The sequence below is a fragment of the Mucilaginibacter sp. SJ genome, from assembly GCF_028993635.1.
GTDB lineage: Bacteria > Bacteroidota > Bacteroidia > Sphingobacteriales > Sphingobacteriaceae > Mucilaginibacter.
In genome coordinates this window covers 819,161-836,971 of sequence record NZ_CP118631.1, presented here as the reverse complement: position 1 = coordinate 836,971, position 17,811 = coordinate 819,161, and the positions used below count along the sequence as shown (strand labels likewise).

At 41.8% G+C, this 17,811-nt stretch carries 21 protein-coding genes; 13 read left to right on the top strand and 8 right to left on the bottom strand.

Translation table 11 applies throughout. The annotated features are described in order from the left end of the window. The first annotated feature begins 21 nt into the window (after positions 1-21). Both MusilaSJ_RS03280 and corA read left to right on the top strand, forming a co-directional pair. Entirely contained in the window at positions 22-633 is a 612-nt protein-coding gene (locus MusilaSJ_RS03280) for a WbqC family protein (protein ID WP_274988649.1), read from the top strand. Then, positions 634-1,758, top strand: a complete 1,125-nt coding sequence (gene corA / locus MusilaSJ_RS03275; protein ID WP_274988648.1) for a magnesium/cobalt transporter CorA — start codon at positions 634-636, stop codon at positions 1,756-1,758. A 94-nt stretch (positions 1,759-1,852) separates the two neighbouring features. On the opposite strand, the gene MusilaSJ_RS03270 is transcribed toward corA, so the two are convergent. Both MusilaSJ_RS03270 and MusilaSJ_RS03265 read right to left on the bottom strand, forming a co-directional pair. Continuing rightward, positions 1,853-2,116, bottom strand: a complete 264-nt coding sequence (locus tag MusilaSJ_RS03270; protein ID WP_274988647.1) for a DUF3820 family protein — start codon at positions 2,114-2,116, stop codon at positions 1,853-1,855. A 37-nt stretch (positions 2,117-2,153) separates the two neighbouring features. Then, complete coding sequence (locus MusilaSJ_RS03265) at positions 2,154-3,089, bottom strand: MBL fold metallo-hydrolase (protein ID WP_274988646.1); 936 nt, start codon at positions 3,087-3,089, stop codon at positions 2,154-2,156. Between the two features lie 164 nt (positions 3,090-3,253). Here MusilaSJ_RS03265 and MusilaSJ_RS03260 point away from each other — a divergent pair, with 164 nt between their 5' ends. The 3 genes from MusilaSJ_RS03260 (at position 3,254) to MusilaSJ_RS03250 (ending at position 4,905) form a co-directional block, all read left to right on the top strand. Beyond that, entirely contained in the window at positions 3,254-3,493 is a 240-nt protein-coding gene (locus MusilaSJ_RS03260) for a hypothetical protein (RefSeq protein WP_274988645.1), read from the top strand. A gap of 63 nt (positions 3,494-3,556) precedes the next feature. After that, positions 3,557-4,063, top strand: coding sequence for a helix-turn-helix domain-containing protein (locus MusilaSJ_RS03255; protein WP_274988644.1), 507 nt, complete (start codon positions 3,557-3,559; stop codon positions 4,061-4,063). Between the two features lie 2 nt (positions 4,064-4,065). Then, entirely contained in the window at positions 4,066-4,905 is an 840-nt protein-coding gene (locus MusilaSJ_RS03250) for an IS3 family transposase (RefSeq protein WP_274990434.1), read from the top strand. Positions 4,906-5,016: 111 nt separating this feature from the next. Here MusilaSJ_RS03250 and clpB read toward each other — a convergent pair whose 3' ends face one another. Beyond that, positions 5,017-7,635: an ATP-dependent chaperone ClpB gene (gene clpB / locus MusilaSJ_RS03245; protein WP_274988643.1), complete on the bottom strand. Its 2,619-nt coding sequence runs from the start codon at positions 7,633-7,635 to the stop codon at positions 5,017-5,019. A gap of 366 nt (positions 7,636-8,001) precedes the next feature. Then, entirely contained in the window at positions 8,002-8,433 is a 432-nt protein-coding gene (locus MusilaSJ_RS03240; protein WP_274988642.1) for a DUF4488 domain-containing protein, read from the bottom strand. 192 nt (positions 8,434-8,625) lie between these two features. On the opposite strand from MusilaSJ_RS03240, the gene MusilaSJ_RS03235 reads away from it, so the two are divergent. Beyond that, positions 8,626-9,966, top strand: coding sequence for a sensor histidine kinase (locus tag MusilaSJ_RS03235; protein WP_274988641.1), 1,341 nt, complete (start codon positions 8,626-8,628; stop codon positions 9,964-9,966). A 236-nt stretch (positions 9,967-10,202) separates the two neighbouring features. On the opposite strand, the gene MusilaSJ_RS03230 is transcribed toward MusilaSJ_RS03235, so the two are convergent. Together MusilaSJ_RS03230 and MusilaSJ_RS03225 are read right to left on the bottom strand one after the other, a co-directional pair. After that, positions 10,203-10,640, bottom strand: coding sequence for a DUF5675 family protein (locus MusilaSJ_RS03230; RefSeq protein WP_274988640.1), 438 nt, complete (start codon positions 10,638-10,640; stop codon positions 10,203-10,205). An 89-nt stretch (positions 10,641-10,729) separates the two neighbouring features. Further along, positions 10,730-12,151 carry an ATP-dependent DNA helicase gene (locus tag MusilaSJ_RS03225; protein ID WP_274988639.1) on the bottom strand — a complete coding sequence of 474 codons (1,422 nt, stop codon included), beginning with the start codon at positions 12,149-12,151 and terminating at the stop codon, positions 10,730-10,732. 57 nt (positions 12,152-12,208) lie between these two features. Between MusilaSJ_RS03225 and MusilaSJ_RS03220 the strand changes: the two genes are divergently transcribed. From MusilaSJ_RS03220 to rsmD, 3 genes are all read left to right on the top strand, one after another. Then, positions 12,209-12,682 carry a hypothetical protein gene (locus MusilaSJ_RS03220; protein WP_274988638.1) on the top strand — a complete coding sequence of 158 codons (474 nt, stop codon included), beginning with the start codon at positions 12,209-12,211 and terminating at the stop codon, positions 12,680-12,682. A 68-nt stretch (positions 12,683-12,750) separates the two neighbouring features. Continuing rightward, a complete protein-coding gene (locus MusilaSJ_RS03215) occupies positions 12,751-13,563 on the top strand; it encodes a DUF3822 family protein (RefSeq protein WP_274988637.1) in 813 nt (270 codons plus the stop codon). Continuing rightward, a complete protein-coding gene (rsmD, locus tag MusilaSJ_RS03210) occupies positions 13,539-14,075 on the top strand; it encodes a 16S rRNA (guanine(966)-N(2))-methyltransferase RsmD (protein WP_274988636.1) in 537 nt (178 codons plus the stop codon). Before MusilaSJ_RS03215 ends, rsmD begins: the two co-directional genes overlap by 25 nt. Here the strand turns inward: rsmD and MusilaSJ_RS03205 are convergent. Next, positions 14,072-14,824 (bottom strand): DeoR/GlpR family DNA-binding transcription regulator, encoded by a 753-nt coding sequence (locus MusilaSJ_RS03205; RefSeq protein ID WP_274988635.1) that lies wholly within the window; start codon positions 14,822-14,824, stop codon positions 14,072-14,074. The genes rsmD and MusilaSJ_RS03205 overlap by 4 nt on opposite strands. A 59-nt stretch (positions 14,825-14,883) precedes the next feature. On the opposite strand from MusilaSJ_RS03205, the gene nudK reads away from it, so the two are divergent. Both nudK and coaD read left to right on the top strand, forming a co-directional pair. Further along, positions 14,884-15,459 carry a GDP-mannose pyrophosphatase NudK gene (nudK, locus tag MusilaSJ_RS03200; protein WP_274988634.1) on the top strand — a complete coding sequence of 192 codons (576 nt, stop codon included), beginning with the start codon at positions 14,884-14,886 and terminating at the stop codon, positions 15,457-15,459. Positions 15,460-15,591: 132 nt separating this feature from the next. Then, positions 15,592-16,053 carry a pantetheine-phosphate adenylyltransferase gene (gene coaD / locus MusilaSJ_RS03195; RefSeq protein ID WP_274988633.1) on the top strand — a complete coding sequence of 154 codons (462 nt, stop codon included), beginning with the start codon at positions 15,592-15,594 and terminating at the stop codon, positions 16,051-16,053. Here coaD and MusilaSJ_RS03190 read toward each other — a convergent pair. Then, positions 16,022-16,660, bottom strand: a complete 639-nt coding sequence (locus MusilaSJ_RS03190; protein WP_274988632.1) for an NUDIX hydrolase — start codon at positions 16,658-16,660, stop codon at positions 16,022-16,024. The two genes, coaD and MusilaSJ_RS03190, sit on opposite strands and share 32 nt — an antisense overlap. On the opposite strand from MusilaSJ_RS03190, the gene pyrE reads away from it, so the two are divergent. After that, the gene (gene pyrE / locus MusilaSJ_RS03185; protein ID WP_091164523.1) at positions 16,659-17,318 is read left to right on the top strand and encodes an orotate phosphoribosyltransferase; all 660 of its coding nucleotides are present in this window, start codon (positions 16,659-16,661) and stop codon (positions 17,316-17,318) included. The genes MusilaSJ_RS03190 and pyrE overlap by 2 nt on opposite strands. A gap of 97 nt (positions 17,319-17,415) precedes the next feature. Continuing rightward, positions 17,416-17,811 (top strand): SRPBCC family protein, encoded by a 396-nt coding sequence (locus MusilaSJ_RS03180; RefSeq protein ID WP_188832305.1) that lies wholly within the window; start codon positions 17,416-17,418, stop codon positions 17,809-17,811.

Sequence of the window (17,811 nt, the reverse complement as noted above, 5' to 3'; positions counted from 1 at the left end):
TTGAGCACAAACATAAAATATATGATTGAAAAAGGCGCTGTGTTACCCATGTTTTATCTTCCGCCGGTAGATTATTTTGTACAGTTAAATACGTACAAACCTGATATACTGATAGAAAGAGAAGAACATTTCCCCAAACAAACTTATCGCAACCGGGCTAATATCTACTCGCCCGATGGTGTGCTGGCGTTGGTGGTGCCGGTAATTAAAGGTTCAAAAAATCACACTAAAGTTAAAGACGTAAAAATAAGTTATGATTTTATGTGGCAGCGCCTGCACTGGCAAAGCCTGCAGGCCTGCTATCGCCGTTCGGCTTATTTTGAGTTTTATGAAGATGATTTTGCGCCTTTTTATGAAAAACAAATCACCTACTTGTTTGATTATAATCAGGAGCTTTTGAACCTGCTGCTTAAACTCACCAAAATAAAAACAGAATTAAATTACACGGATGAATACCAGCCCGAATATCCTAACCTGCACGATTTTCGGTTTTCTATCCATCCTAAAAAAGAAAGCGAAATGCAGCAGAAACCCTATTTCCAGGTATTTGAAGACCGCAGGGGCTTTATGAAAAACCTGAGTATCATTGATCTGCTGTTTAACCAGGGCCCGCAAACCATAAACTATTTGTAGATGAATGGCAACTTTAAACGCCTGCGTCTTAAAAAACACAAACACGCAGGAAATGTAGGTGACAGACCGGGTACTATCAGGGTAGCCGAGGATGCACTGAAACCCATTATATCAGTTTACTCATACAATAAGGATGAGTTAGTAACCTGCGAGGGCAAGGATATAAAAACAGCCTTAAAACAGCTAAATAAATGTGATAATCATACGCATTGGATCAAGATTAATGGTTTGGGCGATGCTTCGCTGATTGAGCAAATTGGGGAGCATTGCAATATCAATTCGCTGGTATTGGAAGATATTGCCAATACCCACCAGCGCCCCAAATTTGATGAATACGAGGATTATGCCTTTTGTACCAGCCGCATCGTTCAATTCAATAAGGATAACGAGATCATTAACTGCCAGTTTTCGGCTATTATAAAAGATAATATCATCATTAGCTTTGAAGAAGATCATACCGAACGTTTTGATGCTGTAAAAGCCCGATTAAAAGCCGGGAAGGGCGCCATCCGTACCGCCGGGCCCGGTTATATGTGTTATGCACTTACTGACACTATAATTGATACCTACTTTGTGCTGCTTGCCGAGATTGGCGATCATTTGGATGCCCTTGAAGATAAGCTTTACCTCAGCGCCGATAAAACCATCATGTTTAATGCTCAGCAGCTAAAACGTACGCTCATTGTTGTACGCCGTGCCAGCTGGCCCGAGCGGGATAAGATCAATGACATGATCAGGTCTGAAAGTCCGTTAATAACGTCTGAAGTTAAATTGTTTTTACGCGACGCTTACGACCATTGCATCCAGGCCATGGACCTTATTGAAAACTATAAGGAAGTAACATCAAGTATTATTGATCTATACTTATCCATGGTAAGTAACCGCATGAACGAGATCATGAAAGTGCTCACTATCATTTCCGTGATCTTTATACCGCTTACTTTTATAGCCGGTATATATGGGATGAATTTTTCCCGCCAGGACGATAAAGGCCACCTTTTACCGGATAACATGCCCGAGCTGTATTGGCATCATGGATACATTTACGCTATCGTATTTATGTTTTTGATAGCCATAATACAGGTGTTTGTATTTTGGAAGAAGGGTTGGTTTAACCGGTTGTAGCCTCCCGACCCCCTAAAGGGGGAGTTATCGGCATAAAAAAGAAACGTTACGAGTAATGCTTCTTTTTTTTAATGGAGACGTGTGAGAAACTTGATCAGAATCCTCCCCCTTTAGGGGGCCGGGGGGCTTGAACTTGTTTCTTCACCATATACAAGATCTCGCCCAGCCCATTTGTTTTGATCTCAAATGTGGTTGAAAGCAACATGCCCATTTTATCTTTACTAAAACCCTTACCCGCCATCCATTCCAGGTATGATACCGGGATATCAGCTATAATAGTGCCTTTATATTTACCGTAAGGCATTTTGGTCTGTACAATATCGATGAGAATTTTAGGATCCGGTTTTAAATTTTCCATGCGGTAAAAGTAAGCACAAACCGATGGGATTCTGCTTCTATTCTTGCAATCCTTTTATAATAAAAAATGTAGCGAGTGCAGCTGCGATGCCAACAGTTGCTTTTAAAATGCCGCTGCTTACATAAGGTGGGATATATGTTACGCCCATTTCATCGGCAACAGCCGGGTGCCCTACATAACGGCCTTTTGCAGGTATTGCAACCTGCTCAAAGTTATCGGCCAGTTCATGTAGTTGATCATGCAGCTCACGGCCGCGCATTATAGGGCCATGGCCCGCTGCCACCGTGCGTGGTTCAAGCGCGGCAAGCCGGCGTACCGATTGAGCGGCGGCTTCCCAGTCGGTAGTGAAATACCTCGGCGGTCCGGTTAACTTTTTAAGTGAGCTAAAAGAATATAAAGCTGATTCGGCCTTTGTAGTTGAAAACGCATCCCCGGCTATTAGGGTCGAATTTATTGGCAAAAACAGTGAAATATGCCCCGGCGTATGTCCCGGGGTGTGAATGATCTTCCATTCGGGCAGTTCGGGGATCCCTTCCTCCATATCGATGGTTTTTACTTTAGTACCGAGGTTTATGGGGGATGTAGGGAAAAATACCGACAAAAGGCTCATCAGCCCATCGGTTAGTGATGGATCGGCCGGCGGGTATGATGACAGGCCTGTTAGGTAAGGCAATTCAAGTGCATGGGCATAAACTGGTACATTCCAGGTTTCCAAAAGCTCCGCCAGGCCTCCTGCGTGGTCGGCATGCCCGTGTGTAAGCACAATAGCCGCAGGTCTGGTTCCCGGGCCAAAAAGTTCCTCGGCCATAGCAATGATTTTTTTGGCCGAACCTTTTAACCCCGTATCCACCAAAACCCAGCCTTTGGCAGCACCGGGACGGTTAGCGATCATGTAAACGTTAACAAATAATAGTTTAGTTCCCCATACCCTTTGCGATACCTGGAAATATTTTGTACTGAGCCTTCTATTCATGGTTTATAATTGTTAACAAAACGTAACTCGTGTATTAAAAGTTTTAACTGCCTTAAATTTAAACACAATTTTATCAGTCTAAAAACAAATAACATGGCCGCCGGCTTAACACCGGCGCAAACAGAAATTGCCCAAACTATGTTAGGTTAATAAACTATAACACCATGAAACAACAATTTGATGCCATACTTACGGGCACCGATAGCATGATTGAAGGCACAGCGCAACAGGTAATCCACCCGGGACACATAAACGCTTATGAGTTTACATCAATAGATGGCACGTTACATTTAGTGATTGCCAAAGATGGGGACGGTGAATGGATCAGGATTGATGGTACGGAGCCCTACCTTTCGAGCTGGATTGATGAGCTGGCCGACCAGGCGGTAAGCCACTCTTTATAACAAAAAAGGCTAATCATCTTACACTGCCCCCAAAAAGTTAGACACTATTTTGGGGACATTTTTATGAATAAGAGGTACGATTCGATTTTTAAAGACAAAGTAGTTAAAGAACATTTAAGTGGATGTTCACTTACAGCAGTAGCTTTGAGATGGGGTTTGTCGAGATCCTTATTGACAAGATGGGTAGACCGGTACCAAACCTACGGAGAAGAGGGATTGCTGCCTAAAGCAAGGTTATACCAACCTGCTGAGTTTAAGCTAAAAGTAGTTGAAAGTTATCAGTCAGGAGGCTTATCTTTGAGAGATTGCTGTTCCGTGTATGGTATCGCTACCGAGAGTATTGTACTGTCTTGGGTAAAGAAGTACGAACTGTTGGGAGTACATGGCCTAAGGGAACAACGAGGACGACCGAAGCTAATGAAGAAAGATAACCTATCTAAGAAAACACCACCGCTTACCAGGCTGGAAGAACTTGAGAAAGAAAACCTGTATCTAAAAGCCGAGAATGAGTTGCTAAAAAAGCTCGAAGCCTTAGCTCAAGCAAAAGAAACGCAAAAGAAAAAGCGTTAGCCATTGAGGAGTTAAGGCACAAATATCCATTAGATATATTATTGGATATCTTGAAGATGGCCAGAAGTAGTTACTATTATCATCTTAAGACCAAGTCGGTATTAAATAAGCATGATGATGCTCGCGAGCAGATCAAAAAGATCTATCACCAGCATAAAGGGAGATACGGATATCGTAGGATAACCATACAAATGAGGAACCAGGGAGTAGTCGTTAATCATAAAACTGTTTTGAAGATCATGGCCTCAGTTGGACTTAAGTCACTGATCCGATGTAAGAAGTACCGCTCATACAAAGGTGAGACAGGTACTATAGTGCCTAATCTTTTGCAAAGGAATTTTACATCAGATCGCCCTTGCCTCAAGTGGGCTACCGACATTACTGAATTCAAAGTTAAGGACAAAAAGCTTTACTTGTCGCCCGTTATTAAATTGTTTAATGGAGAGATCATCAGTTATAGCTTATCTGAGTCACCTGACTTCAAACAAGTATCAAATATGCTGGATGAAGCTTTTAAGAAAGTGGGCGCCGGCTCTCAACTTATCCTGCATTCAGATCAGGGGTGGCAATATCAAATGAAAAAATATCAGTTTAGACTTAAGCAGCATGGAATTAAACAAAGCATGTCAAGAAAGGGGAATTGCCTTGATAACGCTATTATAGAAAACTTCTTTGGCATCATTAAGTCAGAACTGTTTTATCTGAAAAAATACAATAACATCGATGAACTTAAACAAGAGATAGAGGAGTATATCACCTACTACAACAACGACAGAATCAAACTGAATCTAAAAGGGATGAGCCCGATAAAATATCGAGCTCATCATATTAATAATAATTAAATTCGTCTAACTTTTCGGGGGCACTTCAAATTATCCCGCCTTTTTCTATTATACCAATACTTAGCTTTAAGCCTTATGCGTTTTGCTTTTAGCTTTCATAAGTCTTACAGCTCATTTAGCCGGTTCCGTAGCTTCTTTGGCCGAGTTCAGGAACACGAACTGGTTATCAAACATATCTATTTTAATAACGCTGTCTTTATCAACTGTACCCGCCAGGATCTGTTTACTCAACTCGTTCAGGATCTTTTTCTGGATAACACGTTTTAACGGACGTGCACCAAATTGCGGATCATAACCTAATTGCGCCAGCCAATCCAAAGCCTCGTCGGATGCCTCAATAGTTACACCCATTTCGGCAAGGGTTTGCTGTACCTGTTTAAACTGTAGCTTAACTATATCATGAATTTCATCGCGGTTAAGCGGGGTAAACATGATGATCTCATCTATCCTGTTCAAAAACTCCGGACGAATGGTAACCCTTAGCAGGTTAAACAACTCGTTTTTGGTTTTTGCCACCAGTTCATCGCGGTTTTCGTCCTCCAGGTTCTGGAAGTTTTCCTGGATGATGTTTGAACCAATGTTGGAGGTCATGATGATGATAGTATTCTTAAAATTCACCACACGGCCTTTATTATCGGTCAATCGGCCGTCATCCAATACCTGTAACAGGATGTTAAATACATCAGGATGAGCTTTTTCAATTTCATCCAACAGTACCACGCTGTAAGGCTTGCGACGAACGGCCTCAGTTAACTGTCCGCCTTCATCATACCCGACATAGCCCGGAGGCGCTCCTATCAGCCTTGAAACAGCGTGGCGTTCCTGGTACTCACTCATATCTATCCTCACAAGCGCGCCTTCATCATTAAACAGGTATTCGGCCAGGGCCTTAGCCAGCTCGGTTTTACCTACACCGGTTGTACCTAAAAATATGAACGACCCTATTGGCCTGCGCTTATCCTGCAAACCTGCACGGCTGCGGCGGATAGCGTCACTTATTGCTTCAATAGCTTCTTCTTGTCCTGCCACACGTTTGTGCAATTCATCTTCAAGGTTGAGCAATTTCTCGCGCTCGCTCTGGATCATCTTGCTTACCGGGATGCCTGTCCAGCGGCTTACTACACCGGCAATATCATCGGCGGTAACCTCCTCCTTCAGCATGCGGCTGTCGCTTTGGTTTTCAAGCAGAGCAGCTTTCAGCTTTTCAACTTCGGCCTGGGCTTCAACTATAGTACCGTAGCGTAATTCGGCTACCTTACCATAATCGCCCGCTCGTTCGGCCTGTTCGGCTTCCAGTTTATAGTTTTCAATCAGCTCAACCTTAGTATTAATGCCGTCAACAAGGTCTTTTTCGCCTTTCCATTTGGCACGTAATGAATCACGCTGTTGTGACAGATTGGCTATTTCCTCACTTAGTTCGGCAACCTTGCGGTCGTCTTTTTCACGTTTGATGGCTTCCCGCTCAATTTCAAGCTGCATAATGCGGCGTTCCAGTTCATCAACCACTTCCGGTACCGAATCCATTTCCAGGCGAAGTTTTGATGCAGCCTCGTCCATCAGGTCGATAGCTTTATCCGGTAAAAACCTGTCGGAAATATAGCGTTGTGACATTTCTACAGAGGCGATGATCGCTTCGTCTTTGATCCTCACTTTGTGGTGGGTTTCATAGCGTTCTTTCAGTCCACGTAAAATAGATATGGCATCAGCAGCATCAGGTTCTTCTACCATTACTTTCTGGAAACGGCGTTCCAAAGCTTTATCTTTTTCAAGGTACTTCTGATATTCATTAAGGGTAGTAGCACCAATTGAACGAAGCTCGCCACGGGCCAGGGCCGGTTTCAGGATATTTGCCGCATCCATAGCGCCTTCTCCCCCGCCTGCACCTACCAGCGTATGGATCTCATCAATAAAAAGGATGATCTCCCCGTCGCTTTGGGTAACCTCTTTTACAACTGCTTTTAACCGTTCTTCAAACTCTCCCTTATATTTGGCGCCTGCAATGAGTGCACCCATATCCAACGAGTATACCACTTTGGTTTTCAGGCTCTCAGGTACATCACCTTTGATGATCCTGAAAGCTATTCCTTCGGCAATGGCAGTTTTACCAACGCCGGGCTCGCCAACCAAAATCGGGTTGTTTTTGGTACGGCGTGACAGAATCTGGATAACCCGGCGAATTTCATCGTCGCGGCCGATAACCGGATCCAGCTTGCCCGAACCTGCATATTCGTTCAAATTGCGGGCATATTTGTTAAGGGCGTTATAGGTAGCTTCGGCGTTTTGATCAGTTACTTTGCTATCGCCGCGGAGTTCAACAATGGCTTTTTTTAGGTCTTTTTCATTAACACCCGAATCTTTCAGGATGCTGCTTACCGCACCACCGGCGGCTAAAATGCCTAACAGCACATGCTCAACAGATACAAATTCGTCTTTAAATTCCTTTAAATATCCCGACGCTTTTTGCAAAGCAGAATTTGCTTCGGACGAAAGGTATACGTTGCTGCCGCTTACCTTGGGGAACGATGCAATCTGCGCATCTAACGTATCGTTTAACCTGTTCAGGTTAACATTTAGTTTTTTTAGTAAGTAGGTAATTACGTTTTCATCAACCAGCAACAAGCCTTTAAGCAGATGTGCGGTCTCAATTGCCTGCTGTTGGTTACCAACAGCAATTTCAGAAGCCTTCTGCACGGCTTCCTGAGCTTTTATGGTAAAGTTGTTAAAATTCATAGTACTCATTGTTGATCAATTTATCGGCCATAGTATCCATAGTGAAAAATTGTCATTTAAAATTAAACCACAATGACACTTTGCCATAATTATTAGCAATTTAGGCATTACTATTAACAATAGTACGAGGCAATTTGTCGTTTAATACGTTAAAACAATAACAAAAGTATGCGTCAAATGGCGATGTTTAAGGACGCTAAATAGATCAGATGAGCTTAACAAACACCTCACTAACAGACAGGCGTGGGCTTGTCTGTTAGTGAAATACTGTGTAACGGATAAAACAATTGCGAGTTTGCAATTCTTGTTGTCTATAAATGGAGGGCTATAATGTGATGAGGTTTAGTCAGCCAGCTGGCGGCGGGTTTAATTCTCCAATTTATCAACTCTAACTAAATTGCAGGTCCAGGCAAGCCCTTTTCCGCCATTTCTTCCGTCAACCACGCCACTTGTCTTCATCGTTTTTCTATCGCTGCTTAACGTGTAATAATTGGCATACTGCCTTCCTTTGAGATCATATGTCGCGTTGGGCCTCGCGTCTGTAATCGTTAATACATAAATACTGTCGGACAAGACTTTAAAAGTACCGCTGTGTGTAATGATCTGCACATTATTTTCTTTTGCAATGTTATAAAAGCTGCCGTCCGACCTGAATACGACTTGAGATCCCGGATTGGTTGTATCCTTCCAGAAGCCAACAAACGGTTTAATTTCTTTCTGATTAGCCCTTTCAACAGTTCTGCAGGAAAAAGTTGTTAATACAGTAATGAGAATTGCGATAGATTTAAGAGATTTCATTAACATGTGATTTTGGTTTTATGATGTGTAAATTATACTTGTCCCTTTTTTAAAAAACAATCAAGGTTCATCAAAATAGGCTTATATTTTCATTGACCGAATATTTAGTAAAAGGGTTAATTATACCTTGTCACATTTCTGTTACATTATTTGAAAATATTTTTATAATTTTGTTTAATCCATAAAATTTAATTGAACACCCATTTCTTTTTTAACAGTCTCCCGGTAAAATACCGGTCGCAATACCGTTTGCATTATACTTACCAAAACCTGGTGGCCATAAGGGGTGCCAGTATAGTATTTTTATTGCTTAATGTAATTATCAGGATCCTTTATCTTATATTCCCCATTAGCTTAACCAAAGCTCAAAACTTTCCCGAGTTTAATTTCAGCAACTGGGTTTTCATTATTATAACTCCCGTTTTCCTGATAGCCAGTAACCTTTTTATCGTTAGTTTCAAAAGCCTTAAAAAAGCTACAACAGGCATGTCATTGCTTATATTTTTGTTTGCGCTTTATATTATTGTTTGCGGCATGTATTCCAGCTTCATAGCCACATCCAATCCGAGTAATGCCCTCACCTTATATCTTGTTGCATTAAGCTTAATCAGCGTGATAATTGTTTTTGAATACTATGAAACCGTATTGCTGCTTATTGCCATCGAGCTTTTTTTTACTTCCCTGCTATTTTACAGTGAAACGCCGGCTACGGATATGTTGTATAACCAGTTGATCTCAGCTATCTTACTTTCCGGCTTTTATTTTATCTCAAGGTACTTTTTTTCCTACAAGGCCAACTATTATTTTCAGGTGATTGAGATCCGCGAAAAAAACTCGGAAATTGAAAAAGCAAGCGAGTTTAAAAACCAGGTGTTGGGTATGGTTGCCCATGACCTGCGTAACCCGATAGCTGCTGTTGAATCAATTGCCATGATGATGGAACTTGATGAGGTAGATGAGGAGACACAAGACAACATCAATATGATGAAGGCATCCTGCGTAAAAGCGCGGAGTATTATTGATGATTTACTGGAGGCAGCCCGAAACGAGAACATAGCGGTTATTGAAACTCAAGATATCGAGCTTAACCAATGGCTTAACAACATAGTGGGCGAATGGAAATTACAGCTGGGCAATAAAGTTAATGTACTGTTCAGTAGCTCGGTAAGTGTTGTCCATGCGCTCATAAATAACGAAAAATTTCACCGGGTTATTGATAACCTGATCAGCAATGCGGTGAAATTTTCAAAAGACCGGGATAATGTAGACGTACGCCTGCTTAAGCAAAATGATACCGTAGTTATTGAAGTTCAGGATTACGGCATGGGCATCCCTGCCGGTATGCTGCCGGAGATCTTTAACCAATTTTCAAAAGCCGGCCGAGCCGGTTTACGCGGCGAAAAGTCGACCGGGCTTGGATTGAGTATTGTACGCCAGATCATTGAAAAGCATAAAGGCACTATCAGCGTTACCAGCACCGAGGGACAGGGTTCAACGTTCAGGATCACCTTGCCGGTGGTTAATTCGTTTTAGGATATTAAATAAATCTTTGTTTATCCAAGGTAATCTTCTCAAATGACCACTTAAAAAATGGGTGTCATAACGAGCCCGTCGAAGTATGGCGGGCTGGGCTCTGCACACGAGTCTTCGACAGGCTCAGACTGACAGTCCCTCTTTGTCATCTAACCTTCATAGTCCATGGATTTTAATCACTCAGCATGACGGCGTAGACGCGTCATTTCACCTTCAAGCATTTATAATTTGCTATATTAAACAACCTCAATGGTCACAGTACCTCCTGCCTTAAGGGCCTCAAAAATCTTTGTGTTGAGTTTAGCTGTAGCCATTGTACTATGCAGAACAGCATCAGCGCCTTTATCTTCACCAGGGAGAAGGCAGCCGTCGGTATCTTTTGCAAAATTGCCGACATGAATTTCAATCCCTGCAAAACCGGGTACATTCTCTAATAATGGCAGGTTTTCGTTGTGTTTGGGGCTGAAAAATTTGACTACATTATAAGTTCCTGTAGGAATGGCTGTTTGCGTTTTAATTTTTATTGATGCAATTTGAGCAAGTGTCATTTTGCTATTCAGCCCTCTGTCAACATCCTCCAGGATAAAACATTCAAATACACCATTTATTGATAGTTCGCCAATGGTTGATTGTTTGGTTTTGATTTTTCTTTCGAGTTTTAAGTTTAGGTTCATGATAATTAGATTTTTAATTGCTAATATTAGTAATTAAAAATCTAATTATCAATAGATTATATTGATAAAAGTAAATTTATCTTTGAAGGTTATTCTTCCTTTAATTTATAAAACCTGTTATCGAAATTAACCAAAAATAATTCGGTGGTAGCTCGGGTGAGCGCGGTATAAAACCATCGCAAAAAATCCATATTGATCATCTCATCGGTTACATACCCCTGATCAACAAAAACTGCATCCCATTGGCCACCCTGTGCTTTATGGCAGGTAATTGCATAGGCAAATTTTATTTGCAAGGCATTGTAATAAGGATTAAGCTTCAGCTCATTGTGCATGGCCCTTTTATTAGGTAAATGTTCATAATCCTTCATTACTTCCTGGTAAAACCGTTTCTGAACATCCTGGCTTAACGCGGGCGAATCGGCATAGAGCGTATCAAGCAAAACCTTACAATCGAGGGTTGGATCTTCGGCATAGTCAATAAATTCCAGCTGCACATCGGCAAAACGAAAACCATACATCTCTTCGGTGCGGCGTACTTTTACTATACGGGCAATATCGCCGTTGGCAATAAACGCGGTACTATTTTCATCTTTATCCTGCAGCCAAAAGTAATTGTTCTTTACTATCATGATCTGGTCGCCGCCGGTAAGTTCCTCCTCCCGGTATAAAATGCGGTTTCGAATTTGCCCGTTGTACAAATTGGCATTTTTGTTTGAGCGGCAAATGATGAGCGTACGGTCATAGCCGTATTTGCGATAGGCATATTCCAAACCTTCGGGCAATCGTTCGCCGGTCATCCTGAAAACATCTTTAAACCCCTTGGTTACAATTTTAGGAATCTCGATGATCTCCTCGCGGATCAGATCGCGGATATTGGTGGCATTAAATAAAATACCCGAATTCTTTTGCTGGCGCAAAACTTCTGTAAGCTCATAGCTGAATATCGACAGGCCAAATTTATCGCCCATAAGCTGCACGTCAAGCGCAGGGCTATCGTCAGCACCAACTGGAGGCAGCTGTGCCGTATCACCTACCAATATCAGCTTGCAGTTTTTATCGTTATAAACGTATCTAAGTAAGTCAAATAATAAAGAAACGTGATTGCTGCCCATTGCTTCATCCGAAATCATGGAGGCTTCATCAACAATAAAAAGGGTATCATTGGCCAGGTTATCGGCAAGGGCAAAACCATCATCGATTGTTAAAGCCGATTTTTTACGGTAGATGCGCTTATGAATTGTAAAAGCTTTGCGACCGGAGTAATTGGTAATGACTTTAGCGGCACGTCCGGTTGGGGCCAGCAGCACGGCTTTATAGTTATAATGCCTCAGTGCCTTTACCAGTGCGCCTACTATAGTTGTTTTCCCGGTGCCGGCATAGCCTTTCAGAATAAAGCATTCGTCGCCTTCGGTACTTTTTAAAAAAGCATGCAGTTTGCTAAAAAGCTCTGTTTGCTGGCCTGTTGGCTCATGCGGAAATGACTGGCGGATATGATCGGGACTTGACACCCTGCAAAAATGATGATAAGTAATTTAATTCAGTAAGATTAGTTTTACATTTGAGCCATGGAATTTGACGAAAACAAAGAGGACGAAAAATACAGCGAAGACGATTATGTAGATATTTACTCCAAAAGGGCGATATTTTGGTTTTCGTTTTTTAACCTGATATTTGGCGGGGTGCTGCTGGTTATCAATTTATACAATGCAGGTTACAGAAAGGCAGTTCCGGCGGTGCTGGCCTTTGTATTATTTTTTTCCTATCTCTCCTACTTTGTTATCATGCATTCGGGCGTCAATCTGCAACAGGTTGTTGATGCTATGAATGTAACGGCCAAAGGCGGCCAGCCAACACCAGCGCAGGTTACAGCAATGCTTTCGGTAGCAGGCCTTAACATAGGTTTTGGGCTGATTGGTGCTTTGATTCTAAGCCAGTTTTTTTTCAGGAGATATTTTCCGGATAACGATTATTATCCTAAGCCTGTAGGGTTGCCGATTTTGATATTTATCGTCCTGATGATATTAACCCGTATTTTATAACAGCATACCAATTTGTACCGCGGTAATTACTGTATCTGCCAAAAAATATTACTTTTGTTAAAACCGGTATGAACGAACACAATTATACTTACCACGATGATAACTTCAGTTTAGATAAAACTGAGGACTATACTTTATTAATACAGGTTGAAGACAAATCGTTTTCGTACGCCATAAGTAATAATGGCAAGCTAATAGCCTGGGCCGAAAATTACCCATTTGATGAGCTAAGCGATCCGCAGGAATTGCTTGACCTGCTGTCGGCCAAATACGGGCAAATGATTATCGGTTTACCTGCTCATAGCTTTACACTGGTGCCTGCAGAATTGTTTAGCGGTGAGCGCCTGCCAAACCTGGCCCGTTTCCTGGATGTGAAAGCCGACAGCAAAGTTATAGCCCAGGTATTAGATAAGGAAAATATCATCGTATACAATACCAGCGAAGCTATTGTGAGTACCGCAGAAGAATTTGGCATCCGTAATACCGTTTTTACATCAAAAGGCTGGTTAACCGCCATTGCCCAAAACAATCCCGGCACCGATTGCCTTTACCTCAATATTGAAAAAGAAAAGGTGGAGATAGCTCATTTTGCATCCGGCAAACTGCGTTTCTATAACTCATTTGATTTTAACGGCGATGATGAAATGGTTTACTTTACTGTGCTGGTTGCCAATGAACTTAACCTCGAAGCTAAATATACCAGCTTATATGTAAGCGGTAACATTGATGCCGACAGTAAAGGACTAAGCCGCCTGGCCGAATTTTTCAAAGCGGCCGAAGTCAATAATTTACAGGTATTACAATTACCCGCGGAGGTTGTACCTCACAGGGTGTTATCAATAGCGGCTCTTTCATTATGCGCATTATCGGAGGCAGTTTAAAAGGCTTAAGGCTTAATCCGCCAAAAAATCTTCCTGTTCGTCCTACAACCGATTTGGCAAAAGAAGCTTTATTTAATATCCTGCTTAACCAAATAGAATTTGAAGGCATTAAAGTACTTGACCTGTTTAGTGGCACCGGCAACATCTCGCTTGAATTTGCTTCACGCGGAGCTTCGGAAGTTATATCTGTCGACAGAAGTATTCATTGCGTTAATTATCTTAAAGAAACCTCGCGGCAGCATAACCTTACACAAATAAAAACTTACCGCGAAGATGTATTCAAATACCTGAATATTGAAACGGAACAATACGACCTGATATTTGCCGACCCGCCATATGACCTGAACAGGATTCCCGATTTGCCAAAAGTTATTTTTGAAAAGAACCTGCTTAAACCTGATGGCCTGTTGATTGTTGAACACCAGTCCCTGCAAAATTTGAGTAATCATCCCGCTTTTGTTGAACAAAGAAAATACGGGCATTCGTCATTTTCGTTTTTCAGACCGGTTTAGATATCCGTCTCTAAAATAACTATCCCGCTTTCTTTAAAGCCCTTTAACCGCTCAGGATCTGCATCGGTAATGATCGCGTTGATGATATCTAAGCCTGCAAAATTAAGGTAGGTTTCCTTGCTTATTTTGCTGGCATCACACAGAATATAGGCAAACGCACTGTTTGCGGCGAAAGCTGTTGTAATGGATGCTTCATGTTCACTATTGGCAAACAATCCTGCTTCCGAGATACCGTCAACGCCCAAAAAAGCTTTGGTTGCCCTGTACTTTTGAATATGCTCAATAGCTGTAGTTCCATGTACAGCCTGTCGCTCCTTATCCAGCTCCCCTCCTATTATGTTAACACTCACGGCACAATCCTGCAACTCATATACTACAGGTAATGAATTTGTTATTACCTTTATCTTCTTGTTTTTAATGAACTGGCATAACCTAAAAACAGTACTCCCGCAATCCATAAAAATAACATCCCCGTCAGTGATCTGCGATGCGGCCCTGCGGCAAATGGCATCTTTAACAGCTGCGTTTTGAGCGCTTTTATTCACAAAGCTATGTGGCTTTTCGTGGGGATTAACTTTTGTTGCTCCTCCATGAGTACGGTAAAGCAATCCATCGGCTGCTAATTGGTTCAGGTCGCGCCGTGCTGTAATTTCTGAAATATTCAGTTCTGCAGCCAATTGCTTTATATCAACCTCTCCGCTTTGACTAAGCTGCTCAATTATTTTTTGTTTTCTTTTTGGAAAGTTCATTTTATTAACCTTATTTTCGTTCAAAAATAATCAATATTAATCATAAACGATCAAATAAAATGAATAAGATCAAAATTCTTAATACCGATATTTTATCAGATAACTGGTACGTCCTTAAAAAAGTGACTTACGAGGTTACGGAAAAAGATGGTAATACCGCTGTGCAAAGCCGTGAAGCTTACGACCGTGGCAACGGCGCAACCATTTTGCTTTATAATAAAACACAGTCATCTGTAATATTAACCAGGCAATTCAGGCTGCCAACCTATATCAACGGCAACCCCGATGGAATGCTAATTGAATGTTGTGCAGGCTTGCTTGATAAGGATAATCCGGAAGATTGCATCCGTAAGGAAACTGAGGAAGAGACTGGTTATAAAATAACGGATGTTAAAAAGGTTTTTGAAGCTTATATGTCGCCGGGCTCTGTTACCGAAATCCTTTACTTTTTTGTTGCTGAATATGCCAAAGAAATGAAAGTTAGCGACGGCGGGGGGCTCGCCTACGAAAATGAAAATATTGAAGTTTTAGAGCTGCCATTCAGCGAAGCCCTTCAAATGGTAAAAACCGGCGAAATAAAAGATGGCAAAACAATTATGCTTTTACAGTATGCTCAGTTGGCTTCGCTGGTTTAATGTAGGTTTTGTTGGTCAGGTAAATGGCTTATCTTGTCAGATTTACTGTCGCCCATTAAATAATGCTGATAAAAGGCAAAAAAATAGCCTTTTACTTAAGCAATCCAATCAACTAATCGCTAATTTTACTCCATGAAGATAGCCCTTTTTCCAGGTTCATTTGATCCGCTTACTAAAGCTCATGTTGATATTGTGAAACGATCTGTCGAGCTTTTTGACAGGCTTTACATAGGCATCGGCGTAAACAGCAGCAAAAAGGGGCTGTTGAGTGTTGAGCAGCGCGAACAAATGATCAGGGCGGTTTTTGAGCATGATGAACGGATCCACGTGATAGCCTATGAAGGCCTTACTGTCGATTTTTGCAAAAGCATAGGCGCCGCTTACATGATCAGGGGGATCCGTACCGTATCAGACTTTGAGTATGAAAAAGCGATTGCCCAGATGAACCATTCGCTGGCACCCGACATCGAAAGCATATTTATTGTAAGCAAGCCAGGCTATTCATCCATCAGTTCAACCATTGTGCGCGAAATCATCCGCTATAAAGGCGATGTGAGCCAGTTTATTCCGAAAGAGGCATTACCTTATTTGTAACCAGCTTTTCTTTGTGCAACACATCCATTATGGATGGAAATGTATTTTCAATTATCGGTTCAATATGATGGTGCTCAAACCAGCGCACATCGGTAATACCCTCTTCTTTTTGAGGTTTTAGCTTTTCTTTACCCCTACTTGTCATGGCAAACCAATGCGTTTTCTTAAGCACTACCTCGCCGCGGTTAACATATACATGGTATGTTTTACAAATTTTTTCTCCCAGTTCGCTTACTTTTATACCGCACTCCTCCTCTACTTCGCGCACCGCCGCTTCTTTTACCTTTTCGTCTTTTTCTATTTTGCCTTTGGGCAGGTCCCATTTATCATTACGATAAATGAATAAATATTGCCCCTTAGTGTTCATAACCAGGCCCCCTGCCGCTTCAATAAGTGTAATATTCTTTTTAACAGCTTTAAGATACACCTTAGCGTTGGCTGTTTTTATATAGAACAGTTTGTTAGGATTAGCGAGGATCCAGGTATATATAATTTTAAGGTCAAAGGTCTCTGCATCAAGCCTTTCAAAATTATCTGCATGCTTTGGTTCAGATTCTGTGAGCAGGATAACCTTTTCGTTAATATAAATTCTGTATTTTTGAGCCATGTTTACTAATAATGAGATCGAACAACAAGTAGCCGAATTCCTGCTGCAAATTAAAGCAATTAAATTACAACCCAATAATCCTTTTACATGGGCATCGGGCTGGAAATCTCCAATTTACTGCGATAACCGCGTTACACTTTCTCATCCAACTATCCGCACTTACATCAGGCAGCAATTAGTGGCAGCCATACAGGATAAATTCGGGTCGGTTGGCTGCATTGCAGGTGTGGCAACTGCAGGTATACCGCAAGGTGCATTAGTAGCCCAGGAATTAGGCCTTCCATTTATCTATGTACGTTCAAAACCTAAAGAGCATGGTACAGGCAGCATGATTGAGGGCGATGCCGCTACTACATCAGGCAAGCGGGTTGTAGTTATTGAAGATTTGCTCTCCACCGGTAAAAGCAGCTTGCAGGCCGTTGAAGCACTGCGTGCCGCAGGTTATGACGTTGCGGGCCTGGCGGCGATATTTACTTATGGCTTTGATATTGCCGACGAAAACTTTAAACAGGCCAACTGCCCATACGTAACCCTGTCAAATTACAACGCGCTCATTAAATACGCGGAAGAACATCAGTTCATTAACGAAAAAGATGTAAACCTGCTCAGGCAGTGGCGCGAAAACCCATCAACCTGGGGCGAAATGGCTGCAAGTTAAGACCGTTGATTTTTTTGATTTCGATGATTGCACTGATTTTTAGATTGTTCGTTAGCGTAATTTGTTTCAAATCTCAAATCTAATATCAAATCTATCCATGAATACATTCACCAGTACGATAAGCATTAACAAGCCTCTAACAGAGGTTTACGACTTCCTGGCCGATTTCAACAATCACCGGCAACTGATGCCCGATAATATCCAGGAATGGACATCCACCCGGGATGAAGCCCGTTTCAGTATCCAGAATATGGCCAAACTTGCTTTGAAAATTGAGGAGCGTGTGCCCGGTCAGCTGATAAGGATCATACCTGCCGAGAAACCACCGTTTAACCTGGAACTAAAATGGTCGTTATCTTTCAATAACGACCATACTGATATTTTATTCACCATTGGCGCAGAGCTTAGCATGATGATGAAAATGCTGGCATCAGGTCCGCTTCAAAAATTGGCCGACCATGAAACACAAAGCTTATTTAATATTTTAAACTAA